Source organism: Kribbella sp. NPDC051137, assembly GCF_040682535.1.
Lineage (GTDB): Bacteria > Actinomycetota > Actinomycetes > Propionibacteriales > Kribbellaceae > Kribbella > Kribbella karoonensis.
The window spans coordinates 23,901-47,326 of the sequence record NZ_JBFBBI010000003.1 but is presented as its reverse complement, the minus strand read 5'-3'; the positions used below and the strand labels follow the sequence as shown (position 1 = coordinate 47,326).

The window sequence follows — 23,426 nt, the reverse complement described above, 5'->3', positions numbered from 1 at the left end:
AGGGTCAACTGTCATGACCCGCCGCCAGCAGACGACCGTGTCTGGGCGGCGGCGTGGGCGGCACAGTCGGCGGAAGGGCTTCAAGGGCCAGTGGCTGGTGGTGACCGTGCTGGCGGTGCTGGCGACTGCCGTGGTGGTGCATCCGGATGTGGCCCGGCGCAACAGTCTCGCGACGCAGGCGATTGCCGGGGTCGACGAGGTGGCGCGTGAGACGCCGATCCCGACACGTACCCCGACGCCGGTCGCGGTACCGACGCAGAAGTTCACCACGCCGTTGCGGCCGGCGCCCTCGTTGACGCGTAAGCCGAAGAGCTCGAAGCCGAACGTGCTCGTGTCCAGCGGGAAGCTCGCCGTGGTGCCCGGCTTCAGCAAGGCGAACGGCGTCCGCGACAAGCTCACGTACCGCGTGGAGATCGAGCAGGGCGTCACGGTGAACGGCGCCGCGGTGGCGGCGAAGATCCACCAGACGCTGACGGACCCGCGCGGCTGGCAGGCGCTGCACCCGGTGAGCTTCGAACGCACCGACAAGCCGGACGCGGACCTGCGGATCATCCTGGCGACGCCGGCGCTGACCGACAAGCTGTGCCTCCCGCTCGACACCGGCGGCGAGGTCTCCTGCCGGGTCGAGGACCGCGTCGTGCTGAACGCGAAGCGCTGGGTCTACGCGATCCCGGCGTACAACGGCCAGGTCGAGTTGTACCGCAGCTACCTGGTGAACCACGAGGTCGGCCACGCGCTCGGCCACGGACACTCGACGTGCACCACCCCGAAGACCCCCGCGCCGGTGATGATGCAGCAGACCAAGGGCCTGGCCGGCTGCCTGCCGAACGCCTGGCCGACGGTCAAGGCGACCTGAGAGACTGATACGGACGGGAGGAGCAGCCGATGTCGTCACAGGACTTCCCGACGTACGGCCGGGACAACGAGCCCGACAAGCAGCAGCCGCCCGCTGAGGAGCACCATTACGCGCCGCCCACGCCGTACGGCGGCGGCTCGTACGGGCCAGGTCACCAACCGCCGCAGGAGCAGTTCCCGTACGCACAACCCCAGCCGTACGGCGGTCAGCATCCGCAGCAGCCGACCAACCCGTCGTACGTCCAGCCCCCGGCCTACCGCCCGGGAGCGCCGTACGGCCCGCCGGCGAGCCCGCAGCCGCACGAGCTCCCGACGTACGGCCGGGCCGACACGGCACGTGATCCCCGTGTATCCCGCGTCCTCGGGCTGGCCGCCTTCGTCGCCGCGATCTACGGGCTGCTCGTCCTCACTGTCCAACGCGTCGCGCTCCGCGAGATCTCGCAGGCGCCGGGCTCGCCGCTGAACCACCCGCTCCGCACCGACGTACTGGACGCGATCGGCCAGTTGTTGCTCGTGATCGTCGGCGCTGCCGGCCTCGTGATGTGGATCCGCGACCTGCTCGCCCGCCGGAAGGCCGGCACCGGCCCGAAGCCGTCCGAGCTGATCGGGCTCCTGGTCGTCGCCGTGTCCGCGATCCCGATCCTGGTCTGGCTGATCATGGTTCTGTCCACCGGCCTCGGCGGCGACGACGGCGCCGTCCACCGACTGCCCACGGCGTACGGCTGGGGCGGCTTCGGTCTGCTGATCCTCGCCGTCGGGTTCTTCCTCGGGTACCGCGAGCTGCGGCCCGACGTACCGAACCCGGTGGTCAAGGCGCCTCCGGCCAAGGCTCCCTGGGAGTGAACGCGCCCGTCGTCCTCGTACCCGGTCTGGGCCTCGGTCCCGAGTCGTACGCAAGGACAGTCGAACACCTCACCACGCCGTACCACGTGGTGACTCTTCCCGGGTACGGCGAACCCGCGGGCGCCCGTGAGGACCTGCATCCGCGTGCGCTCGCGGTCGCTCTGGGAGACAAGATCCGCGACCGGGCCGTGGTGGTCGGCCACTCCGCGAGCTGCCAGATCGTCGTCGAAACGGCGGTGCGGTACCCGGACCTCGTGCACGCTCTCGTCCTCATCGCGCCGACCGGCGACATCCGGCTGTCGAGCTGGGTCGACCGGGCGGTCCGGCTGGTCGGTTCGGCCATTCCGGACGCGCCGAAGCTGGTCCGGATCAGCCCGCAGTACGCCCGTACGACGCTGCCGTCGATCGCCCGCGCCGGGGAGGCGTCCAGGCACCACGACCTGGCGGCGGTGATGCCGCAGGTCCGCGCGCCGGTCGTCCTCGTCCGCGGCAGGTACGACCTGGTGTGCACGGCGGAGTGGCTCGAACGGCTCGCCCAGCTCAGCCACGGGGAGGCCCGCACCCTGGACACCGGCTCCCACATGCCGGTCGTCACGAACGGTCCGGAGGTGGCCGCTCTCATAGAACGAGCCGCCGCGCTACCGGAAACCAGCTGACGCGTTAAGCTTTTCGGACAAACCTATGCGGGAGCTCGCACCGAAGCGCGCGGGCTGAGAGGGCGACAGCTGGGTCGCCGACCGCCTGAACCTGACCGGGTAATGCCGGCGTAGGGAGTGGGGTCACTCATGACCGATACGACTGTTCGTCCTGCCAGCCAGACCGAGGCGCCGCTGGTCCTCACCACGGATGCGCCGCGCACGCTCGGGTTCTTCCCGCAGTTCACCCTGTGGGCGAACCTCGGAATCTCGCTGTTCGGCCCGGTGACCGGTGCGCTGGTGGCCGCGTACACGGGATCACTGGGGCAGGGTCTGCTCGCGATCGTCGTGGGCTGTGGGCTCGGCGCCCTCGTACTCGGCGGCTCGGCCGTCTTCGGCTCGCACACCGGTGCGCCGGCGATGGCGGCGCTCCGGGGAATCTTCGGGCGCCGCGGGTCGATGGCGCCGACCGTGCTGAACATCGCGCAGAACATCGGCTGGGCGACGATGGAGATCATCGTGATCTCGCAGGCCGCGGTCGCGGTCACCGGTCCGAAATGGCGCTGGCTGTTCGTGCTGCTGGCCGGTCTGGTCGCCACCTCGATGGCCGTACGTCCGCTCGGCAGTGTGAAGCTGCTGCGGAAGTTCATGGTCTGGCTGGTGCTGATCGCCTCGGCGTACCTCTTCGTCGAGGTGCTCATCAAGCCGGTGCACGGCCTGCCGCAGGACAACGTGTACGGCTTCTGGCCCGCGGTGGATCTGGCCGCCGCCGGTGTGGTGTCCTTCGCCCCGCTGGCCGCCGACTACACCCGGCACTCGCGCACGAACAAGGCGGCGTTCAGCAGTTCGGCGCTCGGGTACGGCCTGGCCGCGATCATCTACTACGCGCTGGGCGTGTTCGCGGTCGCCACCCTGCAGACGAACACCGACAACGTGATCACCGCCCTCGTCACGCTGCCGGCCGGCGCGATCGCGCTGTTCGTCCTGCTGGTCGACGAGGTGGACGAGGCCTACGCGAACGTCTACTCGACGACGATGTCGCTGCACAACCTCGTCGGCCACATCGACCGCCGCTGGATCTCGGTCGCCATCGGGGTCGTTGCCACCGGCATCGCGATGTTCATCGACCTGGGCAACTACACGCAGTTCCTCTACCTGATCGGCTCGGTCTTCGTCCCACTGTTCGCGGTCGCGATCGCCGACTTCTTCCTGGTCAGCAAGATGCGCTGGGACGTGTCGGACACGGCGAAGTTCCGCTGGCAACCAGCCGTCGCCTGGCTGATCGGCTTCATCGCCTACCAGCTGGTGAACCCGGGCACCGTAGCCGGCTGGTCCCCCCTCTGGACAAACATCCAGCAAGCCCTCTTCAACCACCACCCGGTCCCCGCCTGGCTCGGCGCGACCTACACCTCGATCCTGATCTCAATGATCGCCGCGGTAATCCTCGGCCAGGTAGGAAAAACAAACAAGAGGGGATAAGTCGGGTGTAGTTGAGGGAGAGGTGGTGAGCCCACGCGGTGCTACGCGCGCTCCCGCCCAGACTGTCGGGACGCCCCACGGCCCGAAACGTCCCACCCGGTCGCCCGCGCCGCACCCGTGAAGATCCCACCTGGCAAAGGCCCCGCCAGCAACGGACGGTCCTCACATCAGACCGTGGGGCGAGCAGTAATCCTCTCGAAGACCCAATCCCAGTCGAAGTCCTTGACGATCCGCCCGCCAGTTCCGGACGGAACGGAGGCGAGAGACTCGGCCGAGCCGTTCTGCGGATCGACGATCCGGATGCCTGCTCGGCGAAGTACGGTGAGCGACGCCGACCAGGCTGGATGATTCGTCAACTCCTGACTGGCATACGGAACAGCGACCGTGGGAGTCCGCGAGCCGAGGGCCGCGCAGAGTGTGGTCAGCGGATACGAATCCGCGTTTCCAGTCGCCCACGCATTCACCGTGTGAAAAGTCGCCGGCACCACAGCCACGGCATCAGCAGTCGGCGTACGTCGAGCCTCAGAGGGCCTGCGATTACCGACGATGACCGGAACATCGGACAGATCCTGCTCCTCCAGCCAGGGCAGCGCGGCGTCGGTTGGAAGAACGTAAGGATCCCACCCTCGGCCCCGCGCCGCCCGGACCCCGTCCCCGACCCGAGCGGCGAGCGGCGCGCCACAGACGACCAGCAGCAGGGCAGGTTCGCTCATACAGGATCACCCGTCCGGGCTAGTGAAGGCAGTCGGACATCGTCGACTGACGGTTGTAGTTTGTCAGCGGTCGCGCCAGGCGAGCGGAGAGGTTTGAAGAGCTGCTTCAGCGAGGCGTTGGCCGAAGTCGGTCTGGATGCGGGCGCGGGACGACTCGATCCAGCCGGTCACGCGCTTGTAGCCAGCTTCGCCGTACTCGACGGCCTGCATGAGGCACTCGAGACGGTCCGCGTCTTTGGCGCAGCGGGCCTCGATCGTCTCGGCGGCCTCATACTCGGCAACGGCTTCGCGGATGCTCTTGGCGGCCGCCTCGGGAAGGACGGCTACCTGGTCCTCGGTGATGCGTTCGTTGCTCGCGACCTCCAAGTACGGCTTAGCGCTGTGCGGGATGTCGCCGATCCGGGTCTCCTGCGAGTCGTGCCACATCCCGAGGTACGCGGCCCGCGCCGGGTCGCCACCCTCCTCGCTGGCAATCAGCGCCTCCAGCTGGGCAACGCGCAGACTGTGCTCCGCGACGGACTCGGGATCACGGACACCGACATGCCACCATCCGGCCCGACGGAGCCGCTTCAGTACGCCCATCTCGTAGGCGAAGGCGACGACTCCTGCTGCGTCCCGGTCGGTAGCGTCATCGGTCACGAGTACTCCGTTTCCATCATCGGTCGGCCACCTGCATTGCACGCCACGGAGTGGTCAACTCTAAGGCGCTGCCGCCGTCAGCGTTGTCGCCCAGCACGGTCGTGCCATGCTGGGGCGGTGAGTGAAATCGAGTCACTCAGTCTCCGATTGCCATCTCCGGTACAGGAGCTTGGAGACGATCGACTGGCGGCAGCAGGTGTGCGCGTCCTGCTGAAGCGTGACGACCTGATTCATCCGGAGTTCCCGGGCAACAAGTGGCGGAAGTTGAAGTACAACGTCGCTGCCGCGCGGGAGCTCGGTCTCGGTACCTTGCTGACGTTCGGCGGCGCGTACTCGAACCACATCCGGGCAACGGCCGCGGCCGGGTACTACGGAGGCTTCACCACGATCGGGGTGGTCCGCGGCGAGGAGCATCTGCCGTTGAACCCGTCCCTCGAGTACGCCGTACGCCGCGGTATGCGCCTGACCTACCTGGACCGGACAACCTATCGGGCGAAGACCTCGGACGCGGTCATCAGCCGCCTGCGTCGGGAGTTCGGCGAGTTCTATCTGCTGCCCGAAGGCGGCAGCAACACAGCGGCGGTACGGGGGTGCGCGGAGACGCCGGCGGAGCTGGCAGAGCCGTTCGATGTGTTGTTCTGCGCGGTTGGCACGGGTGGAACCTTGGCCGGCGCCGCCGCGGGCCTGAGTCCGCAGCAGTCGGCCATCGGCGTGGCGGTGCTGAAGGGCGGCGCTTATCTGGAGCAGGAGGTCATCGACCTTCAGACCGCGGCCTTCGGGGCGCGCTCGGGCACATGGCGACTCGAGTGTGACTACCACTTCGGCGGTTACGCGAAGCGAGCAGCCGAACTGGACCGGTTCATCGAGGACTTCGAGAAGCGGCACGGCGTGCTGCTGGACTGGGTCTACGAGGCGAAGATGATGTACGCATTGTTCGACCTCGTTCAGCGCAGAGCGTTCGCTTCAGGAACGACAATTGTTGCCCTGATCAACGGATCGGCCGAGGTCCTCGAGGCGTGAGCTCAGTCGTCCAGCCAATCCAGATGCCAGTCGCCGGTGTTGACGTTGAACTGCTTGCCGAAGCCGAGCCAGCGGCCTGTCATGGCGCGTCCGTGGGGACTGACGACGAGTTGGATGGCTCCGTGGTAGACCGCACCGCGGTAGTAGCCGGACGGTGAGGTCCGTTCGGTCCAGGTCCCGGTAGCGATTGCTCCTCGGAGGGACAGTTCGAGGCCGAGCTTCGACTCCCGGTCACCACAGTCGCTCGCACCGACGATGCGGCCGCCCGCGTGGCGCAACCGGATCGTGTGCTCCCCGTGGAGTTCCTCTCCGCGACCTGACGAGAAGTAGCTGTACGTCGAGCGCCATAAGCCGGTCAGGTTCCCGCCGACCGTTTGCGCGGAGTCCATTTCGCGGAAGTCAGCCACATCGACTACGAGGTCTGCCACCGAGCACTGGTACAGCTGCGCGAGTCTGGACAACACATCCAGCGATGGCGTGTAGCCGGTCGCGGCCGGCCATTGCTCCCAATACGAGAGGTTCTTGAAAGTCTTCGGCTCGTCCGGCCATCGCTGGTTCCATTGCTCGGCGGCTTCGCGCTGGCTCCAGCCATGCGCCAGACGAAACGCGACGCGCGGGTTGACGCCGTACCCGTCGGCGAACGTCTCGGCGATCTCCACCCACGTGGAACCTTGCGAACGCAGGTCTGCCGCCCATCGCCTACGCGCCTGCCGCAGGCTCGGCCCACCACTGGGATTGGCTGCTGGACTCTTACTCACCGTACTGATGATGCCACGGAATATCCCCGTTGAACGGGGAGGAGTTAAGGGAAGGCTCATCGGTCGTCTCGGTGGTTTCGCGGGATGGCTGACGGGAGGGTTGTGGGTAGGTCAGGGCGGCGGGTGAGCCCCGAACGCGCAGGCGGGTGCGTCGTTTCTCCTGCCCTGTCGCCCTGGCCGTTCCAAGCAAACCTTTCGAACGACGGGAACAGTGATGACCGAGCCGTTAGCTCAGGACGTACTTGCCGGGGTGCGCCGGATTCTCGACGAGGGACGGCCGGCGCAGCAGACGATTCGGGCGATCCGGCGGGTGCTTGATCCGCCAGATCCGCCGGTACCGGTCGAGTGCACTGACCGAGGTTGGCCGGTACTGCGGGCCTCGACTTGGGAACGGCATACGATCCGGAGCTGCCTTGACCCGGCCGGGTGATGATGCGCCCCTGAGTGAGGAACAGATCCACGAATATGTGGAGCGATGCGCTACCGAGAACCGATGGGCGTTCGAGGGCTGGCTGCGCGGCGAGCGTCACCTCGACGGCGACCCGATCGAACCCGACCTCAACCCGACCGAAATTCGGGCGGAATGCCTGTGGAGGGTGCGGTTGTGGCTGGGCGATCTCCTCGTCGAGGAGCACGTCGCGCCGGCCCCGTCGGCCGAACGCTACGCCGACCTGACCCGTCGACGCATCGAAGGTCTGCCCCGACGCCGACTCACCTGCGAACCGGTGCATCCCTGACATGTGGTCCCGGTGGCACGCCCCGGTTGACTGCACCGCTTTCGTGCTGCGGGTCGGCGGGTGCGTTCATCACCTCTTCCTCCGGATGGCTGGGCCGCTGGACAACTGACCCGGGTGCAACGGAATACTGACGCTCATGCTGAACTCCGCACTGCGTAGTCGGGCCGAGTATGCGGAACTTGGGGCCGACGGGTTGGCCGCGCGTACGACGCCTGAGCGGGACGCGGTGATCGTTAAGGCGGTCGAGGAGCTGCTGGTCGGGCGGGAGACCGTGCTGGACCTGTGCTGTGGGTACGGGCGGATCGCGTTGCCGCTGCGGCGGGCGGGGAAGGTTGTCCGTGCGCTGGACATCTCGCCGAACCTGGTCGAGGCCGGTCGGGCGCGGGCGGCCGAGGAGGAGCTCGCGATCGACTGGGCGATCGGTTCGATGACCGACCTGCCGTACAGGTGGGACTCGTTCGACGCGGTGATCTGCCTGTGGACGGCCTTCCACGAGCTGTTCGCCGAGGACGAGCAGATCTCCACGATCTGCGAGATCTCCCGGGTGCTGAAGCCGGGCGGGATCGCGATCATCGAGGGGCCGGTGTGGGGACCGGCGACCGCGGGCGAGATCGCCAACGGCATGCGGCAGGGGCCCGAGCACCGGATCGTCACCACCGAGCACGACGACAACCGCAGCAGCGTGCACTTCATCCACGACGAGATCAGCTACGGCCGGCTCTGCTCGGCCGCCGGGATCGACGACTACAAGGTCTACAAACGCGACTGGGGCGGCCGCCGCCGGCTCATCCTCGAGATCCACGCCCCGGCAGCAGCTAGTTGACGTGTAAAAGAAGCAGATCCCCACTCCACACTGGGGATCTGCTCCTTGGCGGTCGAGTCTAGATCCGTTCCGGACGACTCCGGAAATGTCAGCTTTTTGCTTCCAGGTCCAGCAGGAAGCGTTTCGCCTCCAGCCCGCCCGCGTACCCGGTGAGCGCGCCGTTCGCGCCGATCACCCGATGGCACGGCAGGACGACGCAGACCGGGTTCGCGCCCAGCGCGGTACCGACCGCGCGCGCCGCCTTCGGCTTGTCGATGCCGACGGCAACGGCGCCGTACGTCGTGGTCCGCCCGTAGCTGGTGTGTTCCGGAAGATCCTCCAGCACAAGCCGCTGGAACGGCGACGCGAGCACCAGGTCCACGTCCAGGTCGAACGTGTGCCGGCGCCCGGCGAGGTACTCGTCGAGTTGCCGTCGTACGTCGTCCAGCGGCCGCGGCTGGCGCAGTACCCGTGGGGACACCGCGCGGGCGAGCCGGGCGGTCATCGTCTCCTCGTCACCGAACGAACTCGCGACGACCTTCCCCTGTGCGACGGCGAGCAGCATCGTCCCGATCGGAGTGTCGTGCAGCGTGTAGGCGACGTCGGCGTCCGGCAGGACGGGCGGCCGCAGGTCGGGGGTGGTCAGCCGGATGAGCCGGCTCTCGAGATCAGTCATCGTATACTCCGAGTTTCGTGCGCAAGGTCGCCAGCGCGTCGCTGACCAGTCGGCGCGACGCGGCGGGCGTGGTGTCCAGAGCGGCGGCGACACCGTGGTGGTCCAGGTCGCCGACGTACTTCAGCGTGATCGCGAAGCGTTGCCGCTCCGGCAATTCGTTCACCGCCCGCCAGAGGTCCGGGTCCGGCCAGGCGGCGGCCTCCGGGCCGTCGACCGCGACCGGCGGCGCATCCTCCAGCGGGCGTTGCGGTTTCCGTGCCCGGTGGACGTCGGTCGCGCACCGGGCGGTGATCGTGAGCAGCCAGCCGCGCAGGTTCTTCGCCGACTTCAGCGTCGGGTACGCCGCGTACGCCTTCTCCCAGGCGCGCTGCGCGACGTCGTCCCCGTCCTGCCCGGCCATCGCCCGCGCCAGCCGGGCGACGTCCCGCCAGTGCTCGTCGACCAACGCCTGGAACGGCGGCAACCCGGTAGTCATCACGTAAGTACAACGCACGCCCGGTCCGGCGTGTGAGTCCGGATCACGAGATTGTCTAGTTGATCAGTAGACAATGATGCGAAGATGGCTGACATGACGACGACCCACCTCACCCGCCGTCGCGTCATCGACCTGCTGCGGACGGCGAGCGCCACCTGTCGGTGACGCGCCCCCAGTACCTCTGGCGAACTCTCGCCGCTCACCCCTTCCCATCCAAGGGAGAGTCATGTCCGTACCCGCCCTTTCCGTCGTACCCGATTGCGCCGAAGAACGGATCGTGGACGCCGACGTCTACAAGTCCGTCTTCCGTCGCCACGCCGCCGGTGTCGTGGTGATCACCGCGGACGCCGGCCACGGCCCGGTCGGGTTCACCGCGACCTCGCTGGTCTCCGTGAGCCTGCTGCCGCCGCTGGTCTCGTTCGCGATCGCCACCAGCGCCTCCAGCTGGCCGACCGTCAGTACGGCGACCAGCCTGGTGATCAACTTCCTGTCCGCCGACCAGCACGCGATCGCGGGCCGGTTCGCGACCGGCGGGATCGACCGGTTCGCCGAGCCGACCCGCTGGTCCCGGCTGGCCACCGGCGAACCCGCCCTCGACGACGCCCCGAGCTTCCTGCGCGCGCAGGTCGAGCACCGTTTCGCGGTCGGCGACCACTACCTGGTCGTCGCCCGCCTCGCCACCCATACCGAACGCCGTGAGCACGAGCCGCTGCTCTACCACGACGGCACCTACGCGAAAGCCCACCATGTCCAGTAGACGTCTCCTGACCGCCCTCGCTCTCCTCGCCGTCGCCGTAACCGGCTGCACCTCGGAGGCCGAAGCGAAGCTCTCGCTCGACGCATCACTCCCGACCGCGGTCCCGGACGGCACCAAGATCGTCGTCGGCGATCCCGCCACCGAGGTCGCGCTGAAGCTCTCGGGCCAGTACGACAAGGTCGCGAAGTACGTACAGTTCGCGAACCTGAGCGGCGGCCCGCAGACCACCGAGGCGTTCCGGGCGCACGCGCTCGACCTCGGCTCGGTCGCCGAGATCCCGCCGATCAACGCGACCTGGACCGGCCTGCACGTGAAGATCGTCGCGTCCAAGTTCCGGCAGGACCCGATCGACCACCCGATCTACAAGCTCGGTGTCGCGCCCGGGGTGTCAGTGAAGACGCTCGGCGACCTGCGCGGCAAGAAGATCGCGTACAGCCCGGGACAGGCCCAGGGCGCCCTGGTCCTGAAGGTGCTGCAGAAGGCCGGGTTGACCAAGGAGGACGTGAAGCTGGTCGAGCTGCCGTCGACCGGTGACGTCTACTCGAACGCGCTCGCGGCCAAGCAGGTGGACGTCGCGCCGATAGGCGGCGTACAGATCAAGCGGTACCTCGCGAAGTACGGCAAAGACGGCGCCGCGGCCGTCGACCACGGCCTGCGCGACGACGCCGGCCATCTGTACGGCCCGGTCGAGTCTCTCGAGGATCCCGGGAAGGCGGCGGCGATCCGGGCGTACGTCGAGGCCTGGGGCGTCGCGCAGGAGTGGATCGACCGGCACCCCAAGGAATGGATCGAGGGGTACTACGTGAAGGACCAAGGCCTGAGTGCGGCCGACGGGCAGTGGCTGGTCGACAACGCCGGGCACCCGGACATCCCGGCCGACTGGAGTGACGCCATCCAGCGTCAGCAGCAGACCATCGAGCTGCTCGCCAAGGAGACCGGCAACCCGGTGATCCAGGCGAAGGACCTGTACGACCTGCGGTTCCAGACCGTTGCCGCGGACGCGATCAAGGCAGGTGCCAAATGAGTGCGACCACCCTGCCCGGTCTGCGGACCAGAGGCGCGGCGAGTTCCGCCGTACGGCGTCGACGGCTCGGGCCGGGGAAGCCGATCAGGTTCGGTGCCGCCCTGGGACCGGTGCTGCTGCTGGTGGTCTGGAGCATCGGGTCCGCTGCTGGTTGGATCGACCAACGGATCCTGTCCGCGCCGTGGACGGTGGTCAGTACGGCGGGCGAGCTGATCTCCGACGGCCGGCTGCAGTCGAACCTGTGGACCTCCGCCCAGCGGGCGCTGATCGGACTCGCGCTCGGCATCGTCGCGGGCGTCGTCCTCGCGCTGATCTCTGGACTGTCCCGGATCGGCGAGGCGGTGCTCGACGGCCCGATCCAGATCAAGCGGGCGATCCCGTCGCTGGCGTTACTGCCGCTGCTGATCCTCTGGCTCGGCATCGGCGAGTCGATGAAGGTCGTCACGATCCTGCTGGGGGTGTTCGTGCCGATCTACCTCCACACCCACAACGGCCTCCGCACGATCGACAGCCGGTACGTCGAACTCGCGCAGACCGTCGGGCTCTCGCAGTGGGACTTCATCCGGCGCGTCGTACTCCCGGGTGCGTTGCCCGGGTTCCTGCTCGGCCTGCGGTTCGCGGTCACCGGCGCGTGGCTGTCGCTGGTCGTGGTCGAGCAGATCAACTCCACCAGCGGCATCGGCTACATGATGGAGCTGGCCCGCACGTACGGGCAGACCGACATCATCATCGTCGGCCTGGTCGTGTACGGCGTCCTGGGCCTGCTCTCCGACGCGGCCGTCCGCCTGATCCAGAGGAGGGCCCTGTCATGGCGCCGAACACTAGCCTCGTAACCACGGTCCAGGTCCGCAATTTGGTGCGGCGGTACGACGAGCGCGCCGTACTGGACGGGCTGGATCTGGACATCGCGCCAGGGGAGTTCGTGGCGCTGCTGGGGAAGAGCGGGTCCGGGAAGAGCACGCTGCTCCGGGCACTGGCCGGGCTCGACCCCGACGTCGACGGCTCCGGTGAGGTCGCCGTACCCGCGAACGTCTCGGTCGTCTTCCAGGATTCGCGGTTGTTGCCATGGGCAAGAGTTCTCGACAACGTCGTGCTCGGGCTCAGTGGTGCCGAGGAGCGCGGTCGCCGGAGCCTGGACGAGGTCGGGCTCGCGGGGCGTGAGAAGGCATGGCCGAACGAGTTGTCCGGTGGTGAGCAGCAGCGGGTCGCGCTGGCCCGGTCGCTGGTCCGCGAGCCGGAGCTGTTGCTCGCCGACGAGCCGTTCGGCGCGCTGGACGCGTTGACCCGGCTGAAGATGCATGCGCTGCTGCGGCAGCTGTGCGCGGCACACCAACCCGCCGTACTGCTGGTGACGCACGACGTCGACGAGGCGATCGTGCTGGCCGACCGGGTGATCGTCCTCGACGCCGGCCGGATCGTCACGTCCGAAATCATCGACTTGAGTGCGCCGCGGAGTGCGGCCGATCCAGGATTCGCCGCGATCCGTGCGCGGCTTCTCGACGCTTTGGGAGTTTTGGTATGAGCAGGCAGTTGCACCTGAACGCGTTCCTGATGAGTACCGGGCACCACGAGGCGTCCTGGCGACTCCCGGAGAGCGACCCGTTCGCGAACACGTCGGTCGAGCATTACCAGCGGTTGGCGCAGCTCGCCGAGCGCGGACTGTTCGACTCGATCTTCTTCGCGGACTCACCGGTGCTGTTCGGGAACGTCGGACGGCGGCCCGCGGGTTCGCTGGAGCCGACCGTGCTGCTGACCGCGATCGCGTCCGTGACGTCGCGGATCGGGCTGATCGCGACTGCGTCCACGACGTACAACGAGCCGTACAACCTGGCCCGGCGGTTCGCCAGCGTCGACCACGTGAGCGGTGGGCGGGCGGGGTGGAACGTCGTCACCACAGCCGGGCCGGAGGCGGCGCGGAACTTCAACCTCGCCGACCAGCCGGCCCATGCGGAGCGGTACGAGCGGGCGGCCGAGTTCCTCGAGGTCGCGTACCAGTTGTGGGACTCCTGGCGGGACGACGCCGCGATCGCGGACAAGGACTCGGGCGTGTGGGCCGTGCAGGAGCGCGTCGTACCGATCGACCACGTCGGGCGGCACTTCCAGGTCCGCGGGCCGCTCAACCTGCCGCGCTCTCCGCAGGGGCATCCGTTGATCGTGCAGGCCGGATCGTCGGAGGACGGCAAGGGGCTGGCGGCGCGGTACGCCGAGGCGGTCTTCACCGCGCAGCAGACGCTCGAGGACGCGCAGGACTTCTACCGGGACCTCAAGGCGCGTGCGGTCGCTCTCGGGCGGGACCCGTCGACGGTGAAGATCCTGCCCGGGATCGTGCCGGTGATCGGGTCCACGGTCGAGGAGGCGGAACGGCTGGAGCATCGGCTGGACTCGCTGATCCGGCCCGAGTACGCGCGGCTGCAGCTGGCGCGGACGCTGCGGGTGGCGCCGGAGGACCTGCCGTTCGACCAGCAGTTGCCCGCCGACCTCCCGGACGAGGACGAGATCGAGGGTGCGAAGAGCCGGTACACGCTGATCGTCACGCTCGCTCGCCGGGAGAAGCTGACCGTCCGCGAGCTGATCGGCCGGCTCGGCGGCGGACGCGGGCACCGGACGTTCACGGGTACGCCGGAACAGGTGGCTGACGCGATCCAGCACTGGTTCGAGGCGGGCGCCGCGGACGGGTTCAACGTGATGCCGCCGGTGCTGCCGTCCGGTCTGGAGACCTTCGTCGACGAGGTGATCCCGATCCTGCAGGCGCGCGGGCTGTTCCGCACGTCGTACTCCGGCAGCACCTTGCGCGACCACTACGGCCTCCCCCGCCCCGCGGGCCGCACGGCCGCCCTGCAGGAGGCGACCGCCTGATCCGCTGGTGCTGGGCCCGTCAGGTGGCCGGCCCAGCACCAGCCCGGAGCGGCCGTTCTGGCCGACGCTGTGAAAGAGTTTCTCCATGTCGACGATCCCGCGCGTTGTCGCCCACCGCGGAGCCAGCGCGGTCGATCCTGAACACACGCTCGCGGCGTACCGGCGGGCCATCGAGTACGGCGCCGACGGCCTCGAGTGCGACGTCCGGCTGACCGCCGACGGCCACCTGGTCTGCGTCCACGACCGGACCATCGAACGCACCTCGAACGGCACCGGCGTGGTGTCCAAGCTGACCCTCGCGGAGCTGGAGCGGTACGACTGGGGCTCCTGGAAGAACGCGGACGACGTCCAGCCCGTCCTCACCCTCGAGACGCTGCTCGCCACCGTCCGGGACGCCGGCCGGCCGGTCGAGCTGGCGGTCGAGACCAAGCACCCGACCAAGTACGCCGGCCTCGTCGAACGCCGGCTGGTCGAGGCCCTGGACCGCTTCGGGTGGGCCCGCCCGCGGCTCGGAACGGAGTCGCCGGTCCGGGTGATGAGCTTCTCCTGGCTCTCGCTCCGCCGGATGCGCGGCCTGGCCCCCGGCCTGCGCACCGTCCTGCTGATGGACAAGATCCCGCTGCGCTTCCGCGACGGCACCCTCCCGGGCGGCGTTTCGTACGCCGGCCCGAGCCTGGCGATCGTCACCGCGAACCCGGAGTACGTCGACCGCGCGCACAAACACGGGCATCAGGTGCACGTTTGGACCGTGAACGCCGAGAACGACGTCCGGCACTGCCGCGACATCGGCGTCGACGCGGTGATCAGCGACCACCCGGACATGGCCTTGCGGGTGCTGCGGGAAGAAGTAGGACGCCCGGGCTGACCTGCGGGTTTGTGACACGCCGAGACGGAATTGTGTGGCTTGTGTCACGTGGTGTGGATACGTAGCGAGGTGAATGCGGCGGGTTATTGCAACGTTCAATTCCGTCGATTTCGTTACAATTTCCGAGTGTTTAGGGGGCGCTTCGCAGAGGCTGTGTAACGGAATACCTGCAGGTGTTTTCAGGGCCGGGTTCGTGGGCAGAAGTCCCAGTGGCTGAACCGATCATCGAGGAGACCCTGCTTGTCCTCTGCGACCCTGCCCGCCGACGTCAGCGTCGTGGACGTCGTACTGCCGCACGAAGTGTCCGCGGTAGCGGATGCCCGGCGCCGTTTCGGCGTCTACCTGAAGCGCTACCGGGTCGCCCGCGCCGCCTCCGACGACGCCCAGCTCGTCCTGTCCGAGCTGCTTTCGAACGCGATCCGGTACGCCCCGCCACTGCCGGCCGGTGAGGTCCGCGCGGCCTGGTGGATCGACAAGGCCGGGATCCACGTCGAGGTCACCGACGGCCGCGGCGACACCGAGCCGCAGCGGATCAGCGACCCGCACCCCGAGTCGATCGGCGGCCGCGGCCTCGCGATCGTCGACATCCTCACCTCCGGCTGGGGTGTCCGTACCGCCGCCAACCACCGCACCGTGCACGCGGTGATCCCGAGTTAGGGCACGTCCTAGACCCCGCTGGTTGGCCCTCGGGTGGGGCTGGCTGTAAGACTGCGGGGTTATGGGAAAGAAGTCGCGGCAACGCGCGAAGAACACGACTCCGACCGTCACGCTCGACCCGGCCGACCTGGTCGACGTCGGCCCGCGGGAACCCTGCCCGTGCGGCTCCGGCAAGCGGTTCAAGCAGTGCCACGGCAAGGACCGCGCCCAGTCGGCGGACGCGTTCGTGGTCCGGCCGTTCGAGGGGCTGCCGTCGGAGTGTGATCTGATCGCGTTCCGCGAGATCGTCCCGTCCGGCAGCGTGCAGGTCGAGCTGGTCGGCGACAACGCCGGCAAGACCGTCAACCTTGTCACGTTGCTCCCGATGGCGATGCCGGGCCTGGTCCGCGACGACGAGACGATCTGGATCGGCCTCCAGACGCACGCCTCGTCCGGCGACCCGAGCCGCGACCTCGGGCACGCGATCACCGCCGCGCTGCACACCGAGCCCGGCAACCCGATCCAGCTCGGCGACCTGATGAAGGACGGCCCGCGGCTGCAGGACCTGATCGACACCAGCAAGCCGCTGGACGTCAAGGTCCACGAGGGCTTCGACTTCTGGGTCGGCGAGAACGTCGAGGACCCGACCGGCGAGGTGGCCGCCGGGCTGGAGCGGGCGAACGCCGCCGCTGCCCCGACGGTGCGGCTGGAGTCGGTCGACGCCGCGTACTGGACCCAGATCGGCGACCGTATCTACCTCCGCTGGGTCATGCCGCACACCGAGGACACCCTGCTCGACGCCCTGGCCCGGCTGCACGCCGCCGGCTCGTCCGCGCTGGTCGACGGCAGCCGGCTGATCGGCTCGTTCCGCGCCCTCGGCGTACTGGCCCCGGTCTGGGAGCTGCCGGCCGGCACCGAGGCCGCCGACGTGGAGAAGCCCGCCGCGGACTTCGCCACCGCGCTGGAGAAGGCGCTCGCCACCGAGGCGCCGCTGACCACCGAGGAGCGGGCCGCCAAGGCCGGCCTGGCCAGCCGCCAGCTCACCATCCGCTGACGCACGCGACAACGCCCCTCAGCTACGGCTGAGGGGGCGTTCTGTTCACTGACAGTGGTCTAGGCCATGATCGTTCGAATCGGCCCAGGAACGTGGACGGCCCAAGTCCTGCTGACGGGGGAGCAACAGGGCCTGGGCCTAGGCATGAAGATTACCCAGGAAGCCCGTCCGCCACAACCCCCGATTTCACTCCGCGTGTCGCGAACCTCACGGGACTGCGTCAGGGAGTCAGCGGGGCCCGCAGTACCGGGCAGGACATGCAGCGCGGGCCGCCGCGGCCGGAGCCCAGTTCGGAGCCGGAGATCCGGACGACCTCGATGCCGGACTCCTCGAGGCGGGCGTTGGTCTCGACGGTGCGCTCGTACGCGATGCAGACCCGCGGGGCGACGGCGAGGGTGTTGTTCCCGTCGTCCCACTGCTCGCGTTCGGCGGTGACGGGGTCCAGGCCGGTGTCGATCCGGCGCAGCGTGTCGATGCCGAGCGCCTTCGCGGCCGCGACCAGGAACGGCTCGGGTGCGGCGATGTGGAGCTCCTCGCCGTCGGTGGTGACCGCGAGCGCGCGCATCTCCTCGGCCATGTTCGGATACATCAGCACGGCGTCGGTGTCGACCATCGTGCAGACGGTGTCGAGATGCATCGTCGCCCGCTGCTGTGCGATCGGTACGGCGAGCACCGTGTGCGCCAGGCCCTTCGCGAACACCCGTCGCGCCAGCCGCTCCACCCCGGCCGGCGTGGTTCGCTCCCCGACCCCGACGGCGAGTACGCCGGGACCGAGCGCGAGCACGTCGCCGCCCTCGACGTGCTCCAGCTGGTGGTCGTACACCTTGTCCGCGCCGGCGAACCGCGGGTGGAACGTGTAGATCAGCTCGGTCAGCTGCGTCTCGCGCATCCGGGCCGGCATCGCCAGCGAGGTGACCGCGACCGAGTCCCGGATCCAGACGCTGGAGTCGCGGGTGAAGAGCAGGTTCGGCAGCGGGTCGATGAGGAAGTCCTCGTGCGCCAGGAGCGACGTCACCAACCCGCCGGAGTGCACCTCGTCGTTGCGTACGCCGGCCATCAACGCCTCGGCCAGCGCGCCGGGGTCGAGGTCGCCGAGGTAGGCCCGCAGGTAGTCGCGGAGGGTGTCACCGAGCCGCAGGTCCTCCGTCGCGCCGGCGACCGCCTGGTGGCGCGCCTCGGGGTGGTCCAGGGACTCGGTGAGCAGTTCGCCGAGGTACAGCACCTCGACGTCGCGGTCGCGGAGGGTCTGGGCGAAGGCGTCGTGCTCGTCCTGCGCGCGGCCGACCCACGGGATGCCGTCGAACAGCAGTTTGTCGTTGTTCCGCGGAGTGAGTCGCCGGAGCTCGTTGCCGGGCCGGTGCAGCATCACCGTTCGCAGCCGGCCGACCTCACTGTCGACGCCGTACGTACTCCCAGCCATCCGTCCACCCTCCGGTCGCGTGTACGCACCACGCTACTCCCGCCAATGTGTCTGATTGTCCGACAATATCAGTCTCGGATGCGGTCGTAGAACAGGCAGAGGGCGCCGGACTCGGTGGGCTTGCAGTCGGCCAGCCTCCAGGAGGTGGCCGGCAGGCCGTCCTCGAACAGGCGGGCGCCGCCGCCGACCACCTCGGGGTCGAGGGTGATGCTCAGCCGGTCGAGCTGGTCGGCGGCGAGCAGGGCGCGGATCACACTGGAGCTGGCCAGCACGATGATGTCGCCGCCGTCCTGGGCGCGGAGCTCCTTCACCACGTCCGCGGGTTCGCCGTCGGCGATCCGGGAGTTCTGCCAGGCGGCCTCGGTCAGGGTCGTCGAGAAGACGACCTTCTCGGTCTCGTTCAGCCACTGGGAGAACGTCCGGTCCTGGGGAGCGGCGTTCTCGTCGTCGGCGACCGACGGCCAGAAGCTGCCGAAGCCTTCGTAGTTCTTCCGGCCGAGCAGGACGGTGGTGGCCGGGCCGGTGACCCGGAGCATGTGCTCACGGGCGCCCTCGGTGATCGCGTGCGGAACGATCCAGCTCATGTCGTAGTCGCCGCCGGCGCCGTTGGTACGGCCGTCGAGCGAGAGCGAGATGTTCGCAACCACGATGCGGGTCATTTCGGTACCTCTTCCGGTTCGGTTGTGCTGATGTCCTCATGCTGCTGCGGTCGCCGTGGCGGAACATCTGCCACCTGGCCGATATCGCCGATCGTTCGAAAGAACGAGAAATCCACAGGTGGCCGATACTGAGGAGATCGATCGACTGCCGAGGAACTAGGCTGCGGTGCTGTGCCCGGTGATGCTGTGCCCAACGACAAGCCCGACGACAAGGAACCGTTCGAGCGCGCCGTCGCCTGCGTGATCCCGGCCAAGGACGAGGCCGACCGGATCGCGGCGACCGTCGACGCGGTGCACAAGATCATCGGCGTCGACCTGGTCGTGGTCGTCGACGACGGCTCCACGGACCGGACCGCCGAGGTCGCCGAGGAGGCCGGCGCGGTCGTCGTCCGGCACGAGCGCAACCGCGGGAAGGCCGCGGCGATGGAGACGGGCGCGGCGGCGGTCGCCGAGCGCGACGGCGCCCGCCCGCGGCACCTGCTGTTCCTGGACGCCGACCTGACCGACACCGCGACCGCGGCCGGGCCGTTGATCGAGCCGGTGCAGACGGGCCGCGCGGACATGACCGTCGGGACGCTGCCGGCGCAGGTGCGCGCCGACGGGACAAAGGCCGGCGGCCACGGGTTCGTCGTACGGCTGTCGCGCGCCGGGATCCAGGAGGCGACCGGCTGGGCGCCGGAGCAGCCGTTGTCCGGGCAGCGCTGCCTGACCCGCGCCGCGTTCGACTCCGCCGTACCGCTGGCCGCGGGGTTCGGCGTGGAGACCGCGCTGACCATCGATCTCGGCCGGAAGGGCTTCCGGATCGTCGAGGTGCCGATCGAGGTCCGGCACCGCGCGACCGGGAGCGACCTGCGCGGGCAACTGCACCGCGCCAAGCAGTACCTGCACGTCCGGCGTGCGCTCGCCGCCCGCAGTGCGCTGCCCGCGGACGGTGGTGGACCGACGCTGCGCAGCCTGTTCCCGCGGAAGTCGGCGTAATGAGCGACCTCGAACTCGGACGGAAGTACGGTCGCCGCGCCGTCGCTCTCTATCTCGCCTGTACGGCGCTGATCGTCGCGGTCGGCCTGCTCGGACCGTCCGTCGTGGTGCTGACGCTGACCAACCGGCACCCGTGGCTCCCGTCGTACTGGTTCGACGCGAAGCCGAACGACTGGCTCGTGTCGGTGATGATCTACGTCGCGATCCTGCTCGGCGGGTACGGCGTCTACCTCGCCACCAAGGCGTTGCGGCACGGCTGGGCGCCGCGCGTCGACCGGTTGATTGCCTTGGGCATCGGTACGACGGTGGCCGTCACGCTGGTCCCGCCGATGGCGTCCGGGGACGTGCTGATCTACGCGGCGTACGGGCGGATCATGGCGCTCGGCGGCGACCCGTACACGAACTCCCCGGCGGACACCATCCGGCTCGGGTACGACCCGGTGATCACCGCGACCGAGCGGCCGTGGCAGGGCGCCCGCAGTGTGTACGGACCGATCGCGACCTGGGTGCAGTGGCTGTCCTCGCTGATCGGCGGCGACTCCGCGCAGCTCACGGTGTGGATGCTGCAGCTGTCGATCGCGATCAGCCTGGTCGTCACCGGGCTGCTGCTGGTCAAGCTGGTCGGCAAGGACCTGCCGGCCAAGCGGCGCGTGATCATGCTCAGCCTGGCGAACCCGCTGCTCCTCTGGGCGGTGCTCGCCGGCGCGCACAACGACTCGATCGCGGTGATGTTCGCGGTGATCGCGCTGGTGCTGTTCCGCCGGCACGTGTTCCTGGCCGGCCTGATGATCGGCGTCGCGGGCTGCACCAAGCTGTCGATCGGCCTGGTCGGCGTCGCGATGCTGTGGGCACTGCGGGCCGACCGGCGCAAGTGCGTGTACTTCTGCGGCGGCGGGGCGATCGCGATGGGCGGGCTGTACGCGATCGTCGGCCTGCAGGCGTTCCAGCAGGCCCGGTCGCAGACGTCGTTCATCTCCACCGGCACGCCGCACAAGGTGCTGCTGAGCTTCTTCACACTCTTCCTGCCGAACGGCCTGGTCCGGACCGTCATCGCGATCCTGGCCTGGGTCGGGCTGGTCGTGCTCGCGATCCTGCTGTCGCAGGTCTTCCCGAAGTCGTTGGTGCCGCAAACACATCCCGACGACCCGACCCCGGCCGCGATCCGGTACACCGCGATCTACGCGATCGCCTGGTCGCTGACCGCGATGTACTCGCTGCCCTGGTACGACGTGATCGCCTGGGCCGCCCTGGCCGCGGTCGCCGCGTCGAAGGTCGACGGGCTGATGGTCGTCCGTACGACGATGCTCGCGATCGCGTACGTACCCGGGCGGGACCCGCACGCGCGCCAGGTCGCCGCGAGCCTGTCCGACTCGCTGGACTTCTTCAGCCAGCGGCTCCGCGACACGCTGTGCCCCGCGATCGAGCTGGCCGTGCTGATCGGCCTGATCGTCTGGTCCCGCCGCAACGGCGCCCAGTGGTGGCCGTACGACTGGCCACGCCGCAAACAGAAGACCGCGCCGCAGAAGGCCGCCGAGGTCGGCTAGTCAACTCCAGAGCTCGTGGCCGGCGGCGATGGCTTTCGCCAGGACGGTCTTGACCGGCTTGCGCAGCACGGTCGCCGCCGCCGCGACGTCGTCGTACTCCGGTTGGACGTTGACCACCTGTCCGCCGTACCTGGCGATCTTCACGTGGATGCGCTGGCCGTCGACCTCGACGGTCGCGAACTCGCGGTCGGCCGCGTGCTTGCGGATGCCGAACTCGCGCAGACCGATCGCGGACGTCTCGGACAGGATCACCGACCGGACCAGTTCGGCGTTCGCACCGCCGACCAGGACCGAGAGCGTGTGCGCCGGGCGGCCCTTCTTCATCAGGATCGGCGTCAGCCACGCATCGGCGGCGCCGGCCTCCATCAGCCGGGCCAGCACCTGCGGCCAGATCCGCGGGTCCAGATCGTCGACGTTGGTTTCGTAGACGAGCTCGGTCGACGACTGCTCGAGAGACTCACCCAGGACCACGCGGAGGATGTTCGGCACCTCGACCGGGTCCCGGCCGCCGGCCCCGACACCGGTCTGCTCGATCCGCATCGGCGGAAGCATCCCGTACTCGTCGGCCAGCGTGGCGAGCAGCGCGGCGCCGGTCGGCGTGGTCATCTCGTACGGCGCTGTGCCGCCGACCACCGGTGCGCCCGCCTCCGAGACCAGGTGCAACACGGCCGGTCCGGGGATCGGGATGCCGCCGTGTTGACCGCGGACCTGCTTCCCGCCGCCGAGCACGATCGGCGACACCACGACCCGCTCGAGCTCGAGGCTGACAGCGGCAGCCGCAACCCCCACGATGTCCGCGATCGCATCCAGCGCCCCGACCTCGTGAAAGTGCACGGTGTCCGGCTCCACACCATGAGCCGAGGCCTCAGCCCGAGCCAACCGCCCGAAGGTGTCGAGCGCCCGCTCCCGCACCCTTTCGTCGAGCTCCGCCTCCTCCAGCAACCGCCGCACATCGGCCCACGCCCGCGTCGGACCGGAGTGCTCGTGACCATGCCCATGGCCATGACCGTGACCGTGGCCATGCCCGTGACCGTGGCCTGCGTCCGGGATGTTTTCCGGGTGGGGCGTGCCGTTCACCTCGACCGTCGCCTTGGTGGCGGCGATCTGGTGGCGGGACGTGCCGGCGACCGTGACCGACAACGACGGGTCCACAGCGGCAACCGCCGCGTTCACGTACTCCAGGTCGGCGCCGGCGGAGAGCAGCGCGCCCAGGAGCATGTCGCCGGAGGCGCCGGCGGAGCAGTCGAGCCAGGCTGTGCGCATCAGGCGTCCTTCGTCTCGCGCGGGACCGACTGCCGGGCGACCCGGGCCGCGAACACCCCGGCCCCGAACCCGTTGTCGATGTTGACGACCGTCACTCCGGGCGCACACGAGTTCAGCATCCCGAGCAGCGCCGCCAGCCCTCCGAACGAAGCGCCGTACCCGACCGACGTCGGCACCGCCACCAGCGGTACGCCGACCAGCCCGCCGACGACGCTCGGCAGCGCGCCCTCCATCCCCGCGACCACGATCAGGCAGTCCGCCTCCGCGAGCCGCTCGCGGACCCCGAGGATCCGGTGCAGGCCGGCCACGCCGACGTCCGTGATCACGTCCACGCCGGCCCCGAACACCCGGGCCGTCGTCGCCGCCTCGGCCGCCACCGGCGCGTCCGACGTACCGGCAGCCACCACGGCCACCGTCCCGGCCTGCCGCGGCGGCTCACCGAGGACCGCCGTACGCCCGACCGGATCGATCACCGCCTCCGGCAGCGCGGACGCCACCGCGTCCTGCGCCTCGTCCGTCAACCGGGTCGCGAGAACGGCGTGCCCGGGATGGGTGGCGTGCAGGGTACGGAGCAGTTCCACGACCTGAGATGGCGTCTTGCCCGCGCCGTACACCACCTCGGCGTCGCCGGTGCGTTCCAGCCGGTCGGTGTCGAGCCGGGCGTATCCGAGGTCGTGGACGCCCGGTTGTGGACCCTGATCAGGCAAATGTGTCACGCCGTGAATCTACGTTGCCGCG

27 protein-coding genes and 1 riboswitch are annotated in these 23,426 nt (G+C 69.2%); of the genes, 18 read left to right on the top strand and 9 right to left on the bottom strand.

Features of this window, described 5'->3' with window-relative positions; translation table 11 throughout:
- The first annotated feature begins 13 nt into the window (after nt 1-13).
- The 4 genes from AB0M51_RS15155 to AB0M51_RS15140 all read left to right on the top strand — a co-directional run bounded on the left by AB0M51_RS15155 (nt 14) and on the right by AB0M51_RS15140 (nt 3,812).
- Nucleotides 14-856 carry a DUF3152 domain-containing protein gene (locus AB0M51_RS15155; protein ID WP_363749481.1) on the top strand — a complete coding sequence of 281 codons (843 nt, stop codon included), beginning with the start codon at nt 14-16 and terminating at the stop codon, nt 854-856.
- A gap of 29 nt (nt 857-885) precedes the next feature.
- Entirely contained in the window at nt 886-1,698 is an 813-nt protein-coding gene (locus AB0M51_RS15150) for a hypothetical protein (protein ID WP_344188894.1), read from the top strand.
- Nucleotides 1,695-2,354, top strand: a complete 660-nt coding sequence (locus tag AB0M51_RS15145; protein WP_344188895.1) for an alpha/beta hydrolase — start codon at nt 1,695-1,697, stop codon at nt 2,352-2,354. The genes AB0M51_RS15150 and AB0M51_RS15145 overlap by 4 nt, the downstream gene beginning before the upstream one ends.
- A 17-nt stretch (nt 2,355-2,371) precedes the next feature.
- A riboswitch (TPP riboswitch) is annotated at nt 2,372-2,488 on the top strand.
- A complete protein-coding gene (locus tag AB0M51_RS15140; RefSeq protein ID WP_363749480.1) occupies nt 2,484-3,812 on the top strand; it encodes a cytosine permease in 1,329 nt (442 codons plus the stop codon). Its footprint overlaps the riboswitch before it by 5 nt.
- Nucleotides 3,813-3,979: 167 nt before the next feature.
- On the opposite strand, the gene AB0M51_RS15135 is transcribed toward AB0M51_RS15140, so the two are convergent.
- Together AB0M51_RS15135 and AB0M51_RS15130 are read right to left on the bottom strand one after the other, a co-directional pair.
- Nucleotides 3,980-4,525, bottom strand: coding sequence for a flavoprotein (locus tag AB0M51_RS15135; protein WP_344188897.1), 546 nt, complete (start codon nt 4,523-4,525; stop codon nt 3,980-3,982).
- Nucleotides 4,526-4,588: 63 nt separating this feature from the next.
- Nucleotides 4,589-5,164 (bottom strand): HD domain-containing protein, encoded by a 576-nt coding sequence (locus AB0M51_RS15130; RefSeq protein ID WP_344188898.1) that lies wholly within the window; start codon nt 5,162-5,164, stop codon nt 4,589-4,591.
- A gap of 117 nt (nt 5,165-5,281) precedes the next feature.
- On the opposite strand from AB0M51_RS15130, the gene AB0M51_RS15125 reads away from it, so the two are divergent.
- Nucleotides 5,282-6,184, top strand: a complete 903-nt coding sequence (locus AB0M51_RS15125; protein ID WP_344188899.1) for a pyridoxal-phosphate dependent enzyme — start codon at nt 5,282-5,284, stop codon at nt 6,182-6,184.
- Between the two features lie 2 nt (nt 6,185-6,186).
- On the opposite strand, the gene AB0M51_RS15120 is transcribed toward AB0M51_RS15125, so the two are convergent.
- A complete protein-coding gene (locus AB0M51_RS15120) occupies nt 6,187-6,843 on the bottom strand; it encodes a helix-turn-helix transcriptional regulator (RefSeq protein ID WP_344188900.1) in 657 nt (218 codons plus the stop codon).
- A gap of 512 nt (nt 6,844-7,355) precedes the next feature.
- Here AB0M51_RS15120 and AB0M51_RS15115 point away from each other — a divergent pair.
- Entirely contained in the window at nt 7,356-7,679 is a 324-nt protein-coding gene (locus tag AB0M51_RS15115) for a hypothetical protein (RefSeq protein WP_344188901.1), read from the top strand.
- A 136-nt stretch (nt 7,680-7,815) separates the two neighbouring features.
- Nucleotides 7,816-8,502 carry a methyltransferase domain-containing protein gene (locus AB0M51_RS15110; protein ID WP_344188902.1) on the top strand — a complete coding sequence of 229 codons (687 nt, stop codon included), beginning with the start codon at nt 7,816-7,818 and terminating at the stop codon, nt 8,500-8,502.
- Between the two features lie 88 nt (nt 8,503-8,590).
- Here the strand turns inward: AB0M51_RS15110 and AB0M51_RS15105 are convergent, their stop codons facing one another.
- Entirely contained in the window at nt 8,591-9,157 is a 567-nt protein-coding gene (locus AB0M51_RS15105; RefSeq protein WP_344188903.1) for a methylated-DNA--[protein]-cysteine S-methyltransferase, read from the bottom strand.
- The gene (locus AB0M51_RS15100; protein ID WP_344188904.1) at nt 9,150-9,632 is read right to left on the bottom strand and encodes a sigma-70 family RNA polymerase sigma factor; all 483 of its coding nucleotides are present in this window, start codon (nt 9,630-9,632) and stop codon (nt 9,150-9,152) included. Before AB0M51_RS15100 ends, AB0M51_RS15105 begins: the two co-directional genes overlap by 8 nt.
- A gap of 84 nt (nt 9,633-9,716) precedes the next feature.
- Between AB0M51_RS15100 and AB0M51_RS15095 the strand changes: the two genes are divergently transcribed.
- The 9 genes from AB0M51_RS15095 to AB0M51_RS15055 all read left to right on the top strand — a co-directional run bounded on the left by AB0M51_RS15095 (nt 9,717) and on the right by AB0M51_RS15055 (nt 16,824).
- Nucleotides 9,717-9,797 carry a putative leader peptide gene (locus tag AB0M51_RS15095; RefSeq protein ID WP_363749849.1) on the top strand — a complete coding sequence of 27 codons (81 nt, stop codon included), beginning with the start codon at nt 9,717-9,719 and terminating at the stop codon, nt 9,795-9,797.
- Nucleotides 9,798-9,858: 61 nt separating this feature from the next.
- Complete coding sequence (locus AB0M51_RS15090; protein WP_344188905.1) at nt 9,859-10,389, top strand: flavin reductase family protein; 531 nt, start codon at nt 9,859-9,861, stop codon at nt 10,387-10,389.
- Nucleotides 10,379-11,413: an ABC transporter substrate-binding protein gene (locus AB0M51_RS15085; protein WP_344188906.1), complete on the top strand. Its 1,035-nt coding sequence runs from the start codon at nt 10,379-10,381 to the stop codon at nt 11,411-11,413. The genes AB0M51_RS15090 and AB0M51_RS15085 overlap by 11 nt, the downstream gene beginning before the upstream one ends.
- Nucleotides 11,410-12,246, top strand: coding sequence for an ABC transporter permease (locus tag AB0M51_RS15080; protein ID WP_344188907.1), 837 nt, complete (start codon nt 11,410-11,412; stop codon nt 12,244-12,246). The genes AB0M51_RS15085 and AB0M51_RS15080 overlap by 4 nt, the downstream gene beginning before the upstream one ends.
- Nucleotides 12,222-12,935: an ABC transporter ATP-binding protein gene (locus AB0M51_RS15075; protein WP_344188908.1), complete on the top strand. Its 714-nt coding sequence runs from the start codon at nt 12,222-12,224 to the stop codon at nt 12,933-12,935. The genes AB0M51_RS15080 and AB0M51_RS15075 overlap by 25 nt, the downstream gene beginning before the upstream one ends.
- Nucleotides 12,932-14,269 carry an LLM class flavin-dependent oxidoreductase gene (locus AB0M51_RS15070; protein WP_363749479.1) on the top strand — a complete coding sequence of 446 codons (1,338 nt, stop codon included), beginning with the start codon at nt 12,932-12,934 and terminating at the stop codon, nt 14,267-14,269. The genes AB0M51_RS15075 and AB0M51_RS15070 overlap by 4 nt, the downstream gene beginning before the upstream one ends.
- An 85-nt stretch (nt 14,270-14,354) precedes the next feature.
- Nucleotides 14,355-15,134 carry a glycerophosphodiester phosphodiesterase family protein gene (locus AB0M51_RS15065; protein ID WP_344188910.1) on the top strand — a complete coding sequence of 260 codons (780 nt, stop codon included), beginning with the start codon at nt 14,355-14,357 and terminating at the stop codon, nt 15,132-15,134.
- 240 nt (nt 15,135-15,374) lie between these two features.
- Entirely contained in the window at nt 15,375-15,791 is a 417-nt protein-coding gene (locus AB0M51_RS15060; protein ID WP_344188911.1) for an ATP-binding protein, read from the top strand.
- A gap of 61 nt (nt 15,792-15,852) precedes the next feature.
- Entirely contained in the window at nt 15,853-16,824 is a 972-nt protein-coding gene (locus AB0M51_RS15055) for a DUF5926 family protein (protein ID WP_344188912.1), read from the top strand.
- Between the two features lie 220 nt (nt 16,825-17,044).
- Here AB0M51_RS15055 and AB0M51_RS15050 read toward each other — a convergent pair whose 3' ends face one another.
- Nucleotides 17,045-18,244 carry an arginine deiminase gene (locus AB0M51_RS15050; protein ID WP_344188913.1) on the bottom strand — a complete coding sequence of 400 codons (1,200 nt, stop codon included), beginning with the start codon at nt 18,242-18,244 and terminating at the stop codon, nt 17,045-17,047.
- Between the two features lie 68 nt (nt 18,245-18,312).
- Nucleotides 18,313-18,903: a dihydrofolate reductase family protein gene (locus tag AB0M51_RS15045; protein WP_344188914.1), complete on the bottom strand. Its 591-nt coding sequence runs from the start codon at nt 18,901-18,903 to the stop codon at nt 18,313-18,315.
- A gap of 171 nt (nt 18,904-19,074) precedes the next feature.
- On the opposite strand from AB0M51_RS15045, the gene AB0M51_RS15040 reads away from it, so the two are divergent.
- Nucleotides 19,075-19,881, top strand: coding sequence for a glycosyltransferase (locus AB0M51_RS15040; RefSeq protein ID WP_344188915.1), 807 nt, complete (start codon nt 19,075-19,077; stop codon nt 19,879-19,881).
- Nucleotides 19,881-21,425 (top strand): DUF2029 domain-containing protein, encoded by a 1,545-nt coding sequence (locus AB0M51_RS15035; RefSeq protein ID WP_344188916.1) that lies wholly within the window; start codon nt 19,881-19,883, stop codon nt 21,423-21,425. The genes AB0M51_RS15040 and AB0M51_RS15035 overlap by 1 nt, the downstream gene beginning before the upstream one ends.
- On the opposite strand, the gene larC is transcribed toward AB0M51_RS15035, so the two are convergent.
- Both larC and larB read right to left on the bottom strand, forming a co-directional pair.
- On the bottom strand, nt 21,426-22,688 hold the full coding sequence (larC, locus tag AB0M51_RS15030) for a nickel pincer cofactor biosynthesis protein LarC (RefSeq protein ID WP_344188917.1): 1,263 nt from the start codon (nt 22,686-22,688) through the stop codon (nt 21,426-21,428). It abuts the gene before it with no gap.
- Nucleotides 22,688-23,404, bottom strand: coding sequence for a nickel pincer cofactor biosynthesis protein LarB (gene larB / locus AB0M51_RS15025; RefSeq protein WP_344188918.1), 717 nt, complete (start codon nt 23,402-23,404; stop codon nt 22,688-22,690). The genes larC and larB overlap by 1 nt, the downstream gene beginning before the upstream one ends.
- Nucleotides 23,405-23,426: the final 22 nt, after the last annotated feature.

Excerpts from the sequence above, each read along its gene's own strand:
- larC (WP_344188917.1), bottom strand. The coding sequence starts at position 22,688 with ATGCGCACAGCCTGGCTCGACTGCTCCGCCGGCGCCTCCGGCGACATG.
- AB0M51_RS15045 (WP_344188914.1), bottom strand. The coding sequence starts at position 18,903 with ATGACCCGCATCGTGGTTGCGAACATCTCGCTCTCGCTCGACGGCCGT.
- AB0M51_RS15050 (WP_344188913.1), bottom strand. The coding sequence starts at position 18,244 with ATGGCTGGGAGTACGTACGGCGTCGACAGTGAGGTCGGCCGGCTGCGA.
- AB0M51_RS15110 (WP_344188902.1), top strand. The coding sequence starts at position 7,816 with ATGCTGAACTCCGCACTGCGTAGTCGGGCCGAGTATGCGGAACTTGGG.
- AB0M51_RS15035 (WP_344188916.1), top strand. The coding sequence starts at position 19,881 with ATGAGCGACCTCGAACTCGGACGGAAGTACGGTCGCCGCGCCGTCGCT.
- AB0M51_RS15100 (WP_344188904.1), bottom strand. The coding sequence starts at position 9,632 with ATGACTACCGGGTTGCCGCCGTTCCAGGCGTTGGTCGACGAGCACTGG.
- AB0M51_RS15150 (WP_344188894.1), top strand. The coding sequence starts at position 886 with ATGTCGTCACAGGACTTCCCGACGTACGGCCGGGACAACGAGCCCGAC.
- AB0M51_RS15055 (WP_344188912.1), top strand. The coding sequence starts at position 15,853 with ATGGGAAAGAAGTCGCGGCAACGCGCGAAGAACACGACTCCGACCGTC.
- AB0M51_RS15070 (WP_363749479.1), top strand. The coding sequence starts at position 12,932 with ATGAGCAGGCAGTTGCACCTGAACGCGTTCCTGATGAGTACCGGGCAC.
- AB0M51_RS15065 (WP_344188910.1), top strand. The coding sequence starts at position 14,355 with ATGTCGACGATCCCGCGCGTTGTCGCCCACCGCGGAGCCAGCGCGGTC.
- AB0M51_RS15140 (WP_363749480.1), top strand. The coding sequence starts at position 2,484 with ATGACCGATACGACTGTTCGTCCTGCCAGCCAGACCGAGGCGCCGCTG.
- AB0M51_RS15090 (WP_344188905.1), top strand. The coding sequence starts at position 9,859 with ATGTCCGTACCCGCCCTTTCCGTCGTACCCGATTGCGCCGAAGAACGG.
- AB0M51_RS15105 (WP_344188903.1), bottom strand. The coding sequence starts at position 9,157 with ATGACTGATCTCGAGAGCCGGCTCATCCGGCTGACCACCCCCGACCTG.
- AB0M51_RS15095 (WP_363749849.1), top strand. The coding sequence starts at position 9,717 with ATGGCTGACATGACGACGACCCACCTCACCCGCCGTCGCGTCATCGAC.
- AB0M51_RS15080 (WP_344188907.1), top strand. The coding sequence starts at position 11,410 with ATGAGTGCGACCACCCTGCCCGGTCTGCGGACCAGAGGCGCGGCGAGT.
- AB0M51_RS15155 (WP_363749481.1), top strand. The coding sequence starts at position 14 with ATGACCCGCCGCCAGCAGACGACCGTGTCTGGGCGGCGGCGTGGGCGG.
- AB0M51_RS15075 (WP_344188908.1), top strand. The coding sequence starts at position 12,222 with ATGGCGCCGAACACTAGCCTCGTAACCACGGTCCAGGTCCGCAATTTG.
- AB0M51_RS15135 (WP_344188897.1), bottom strand. The coding sequence starts at position 4,525 with ATGAGCGAACCTGCCCTGCTGCTGGTCGTCTGTGGCGCGCCGCTCGCC.
- AB0M51_RS15085 (WP_344188906.1), top strand. The coding sequence starts at position 10,379 with ATGTCCAGTAGACGTCTCCTGACCGCCCTCGCTCTCCTCGCCGTCGCC.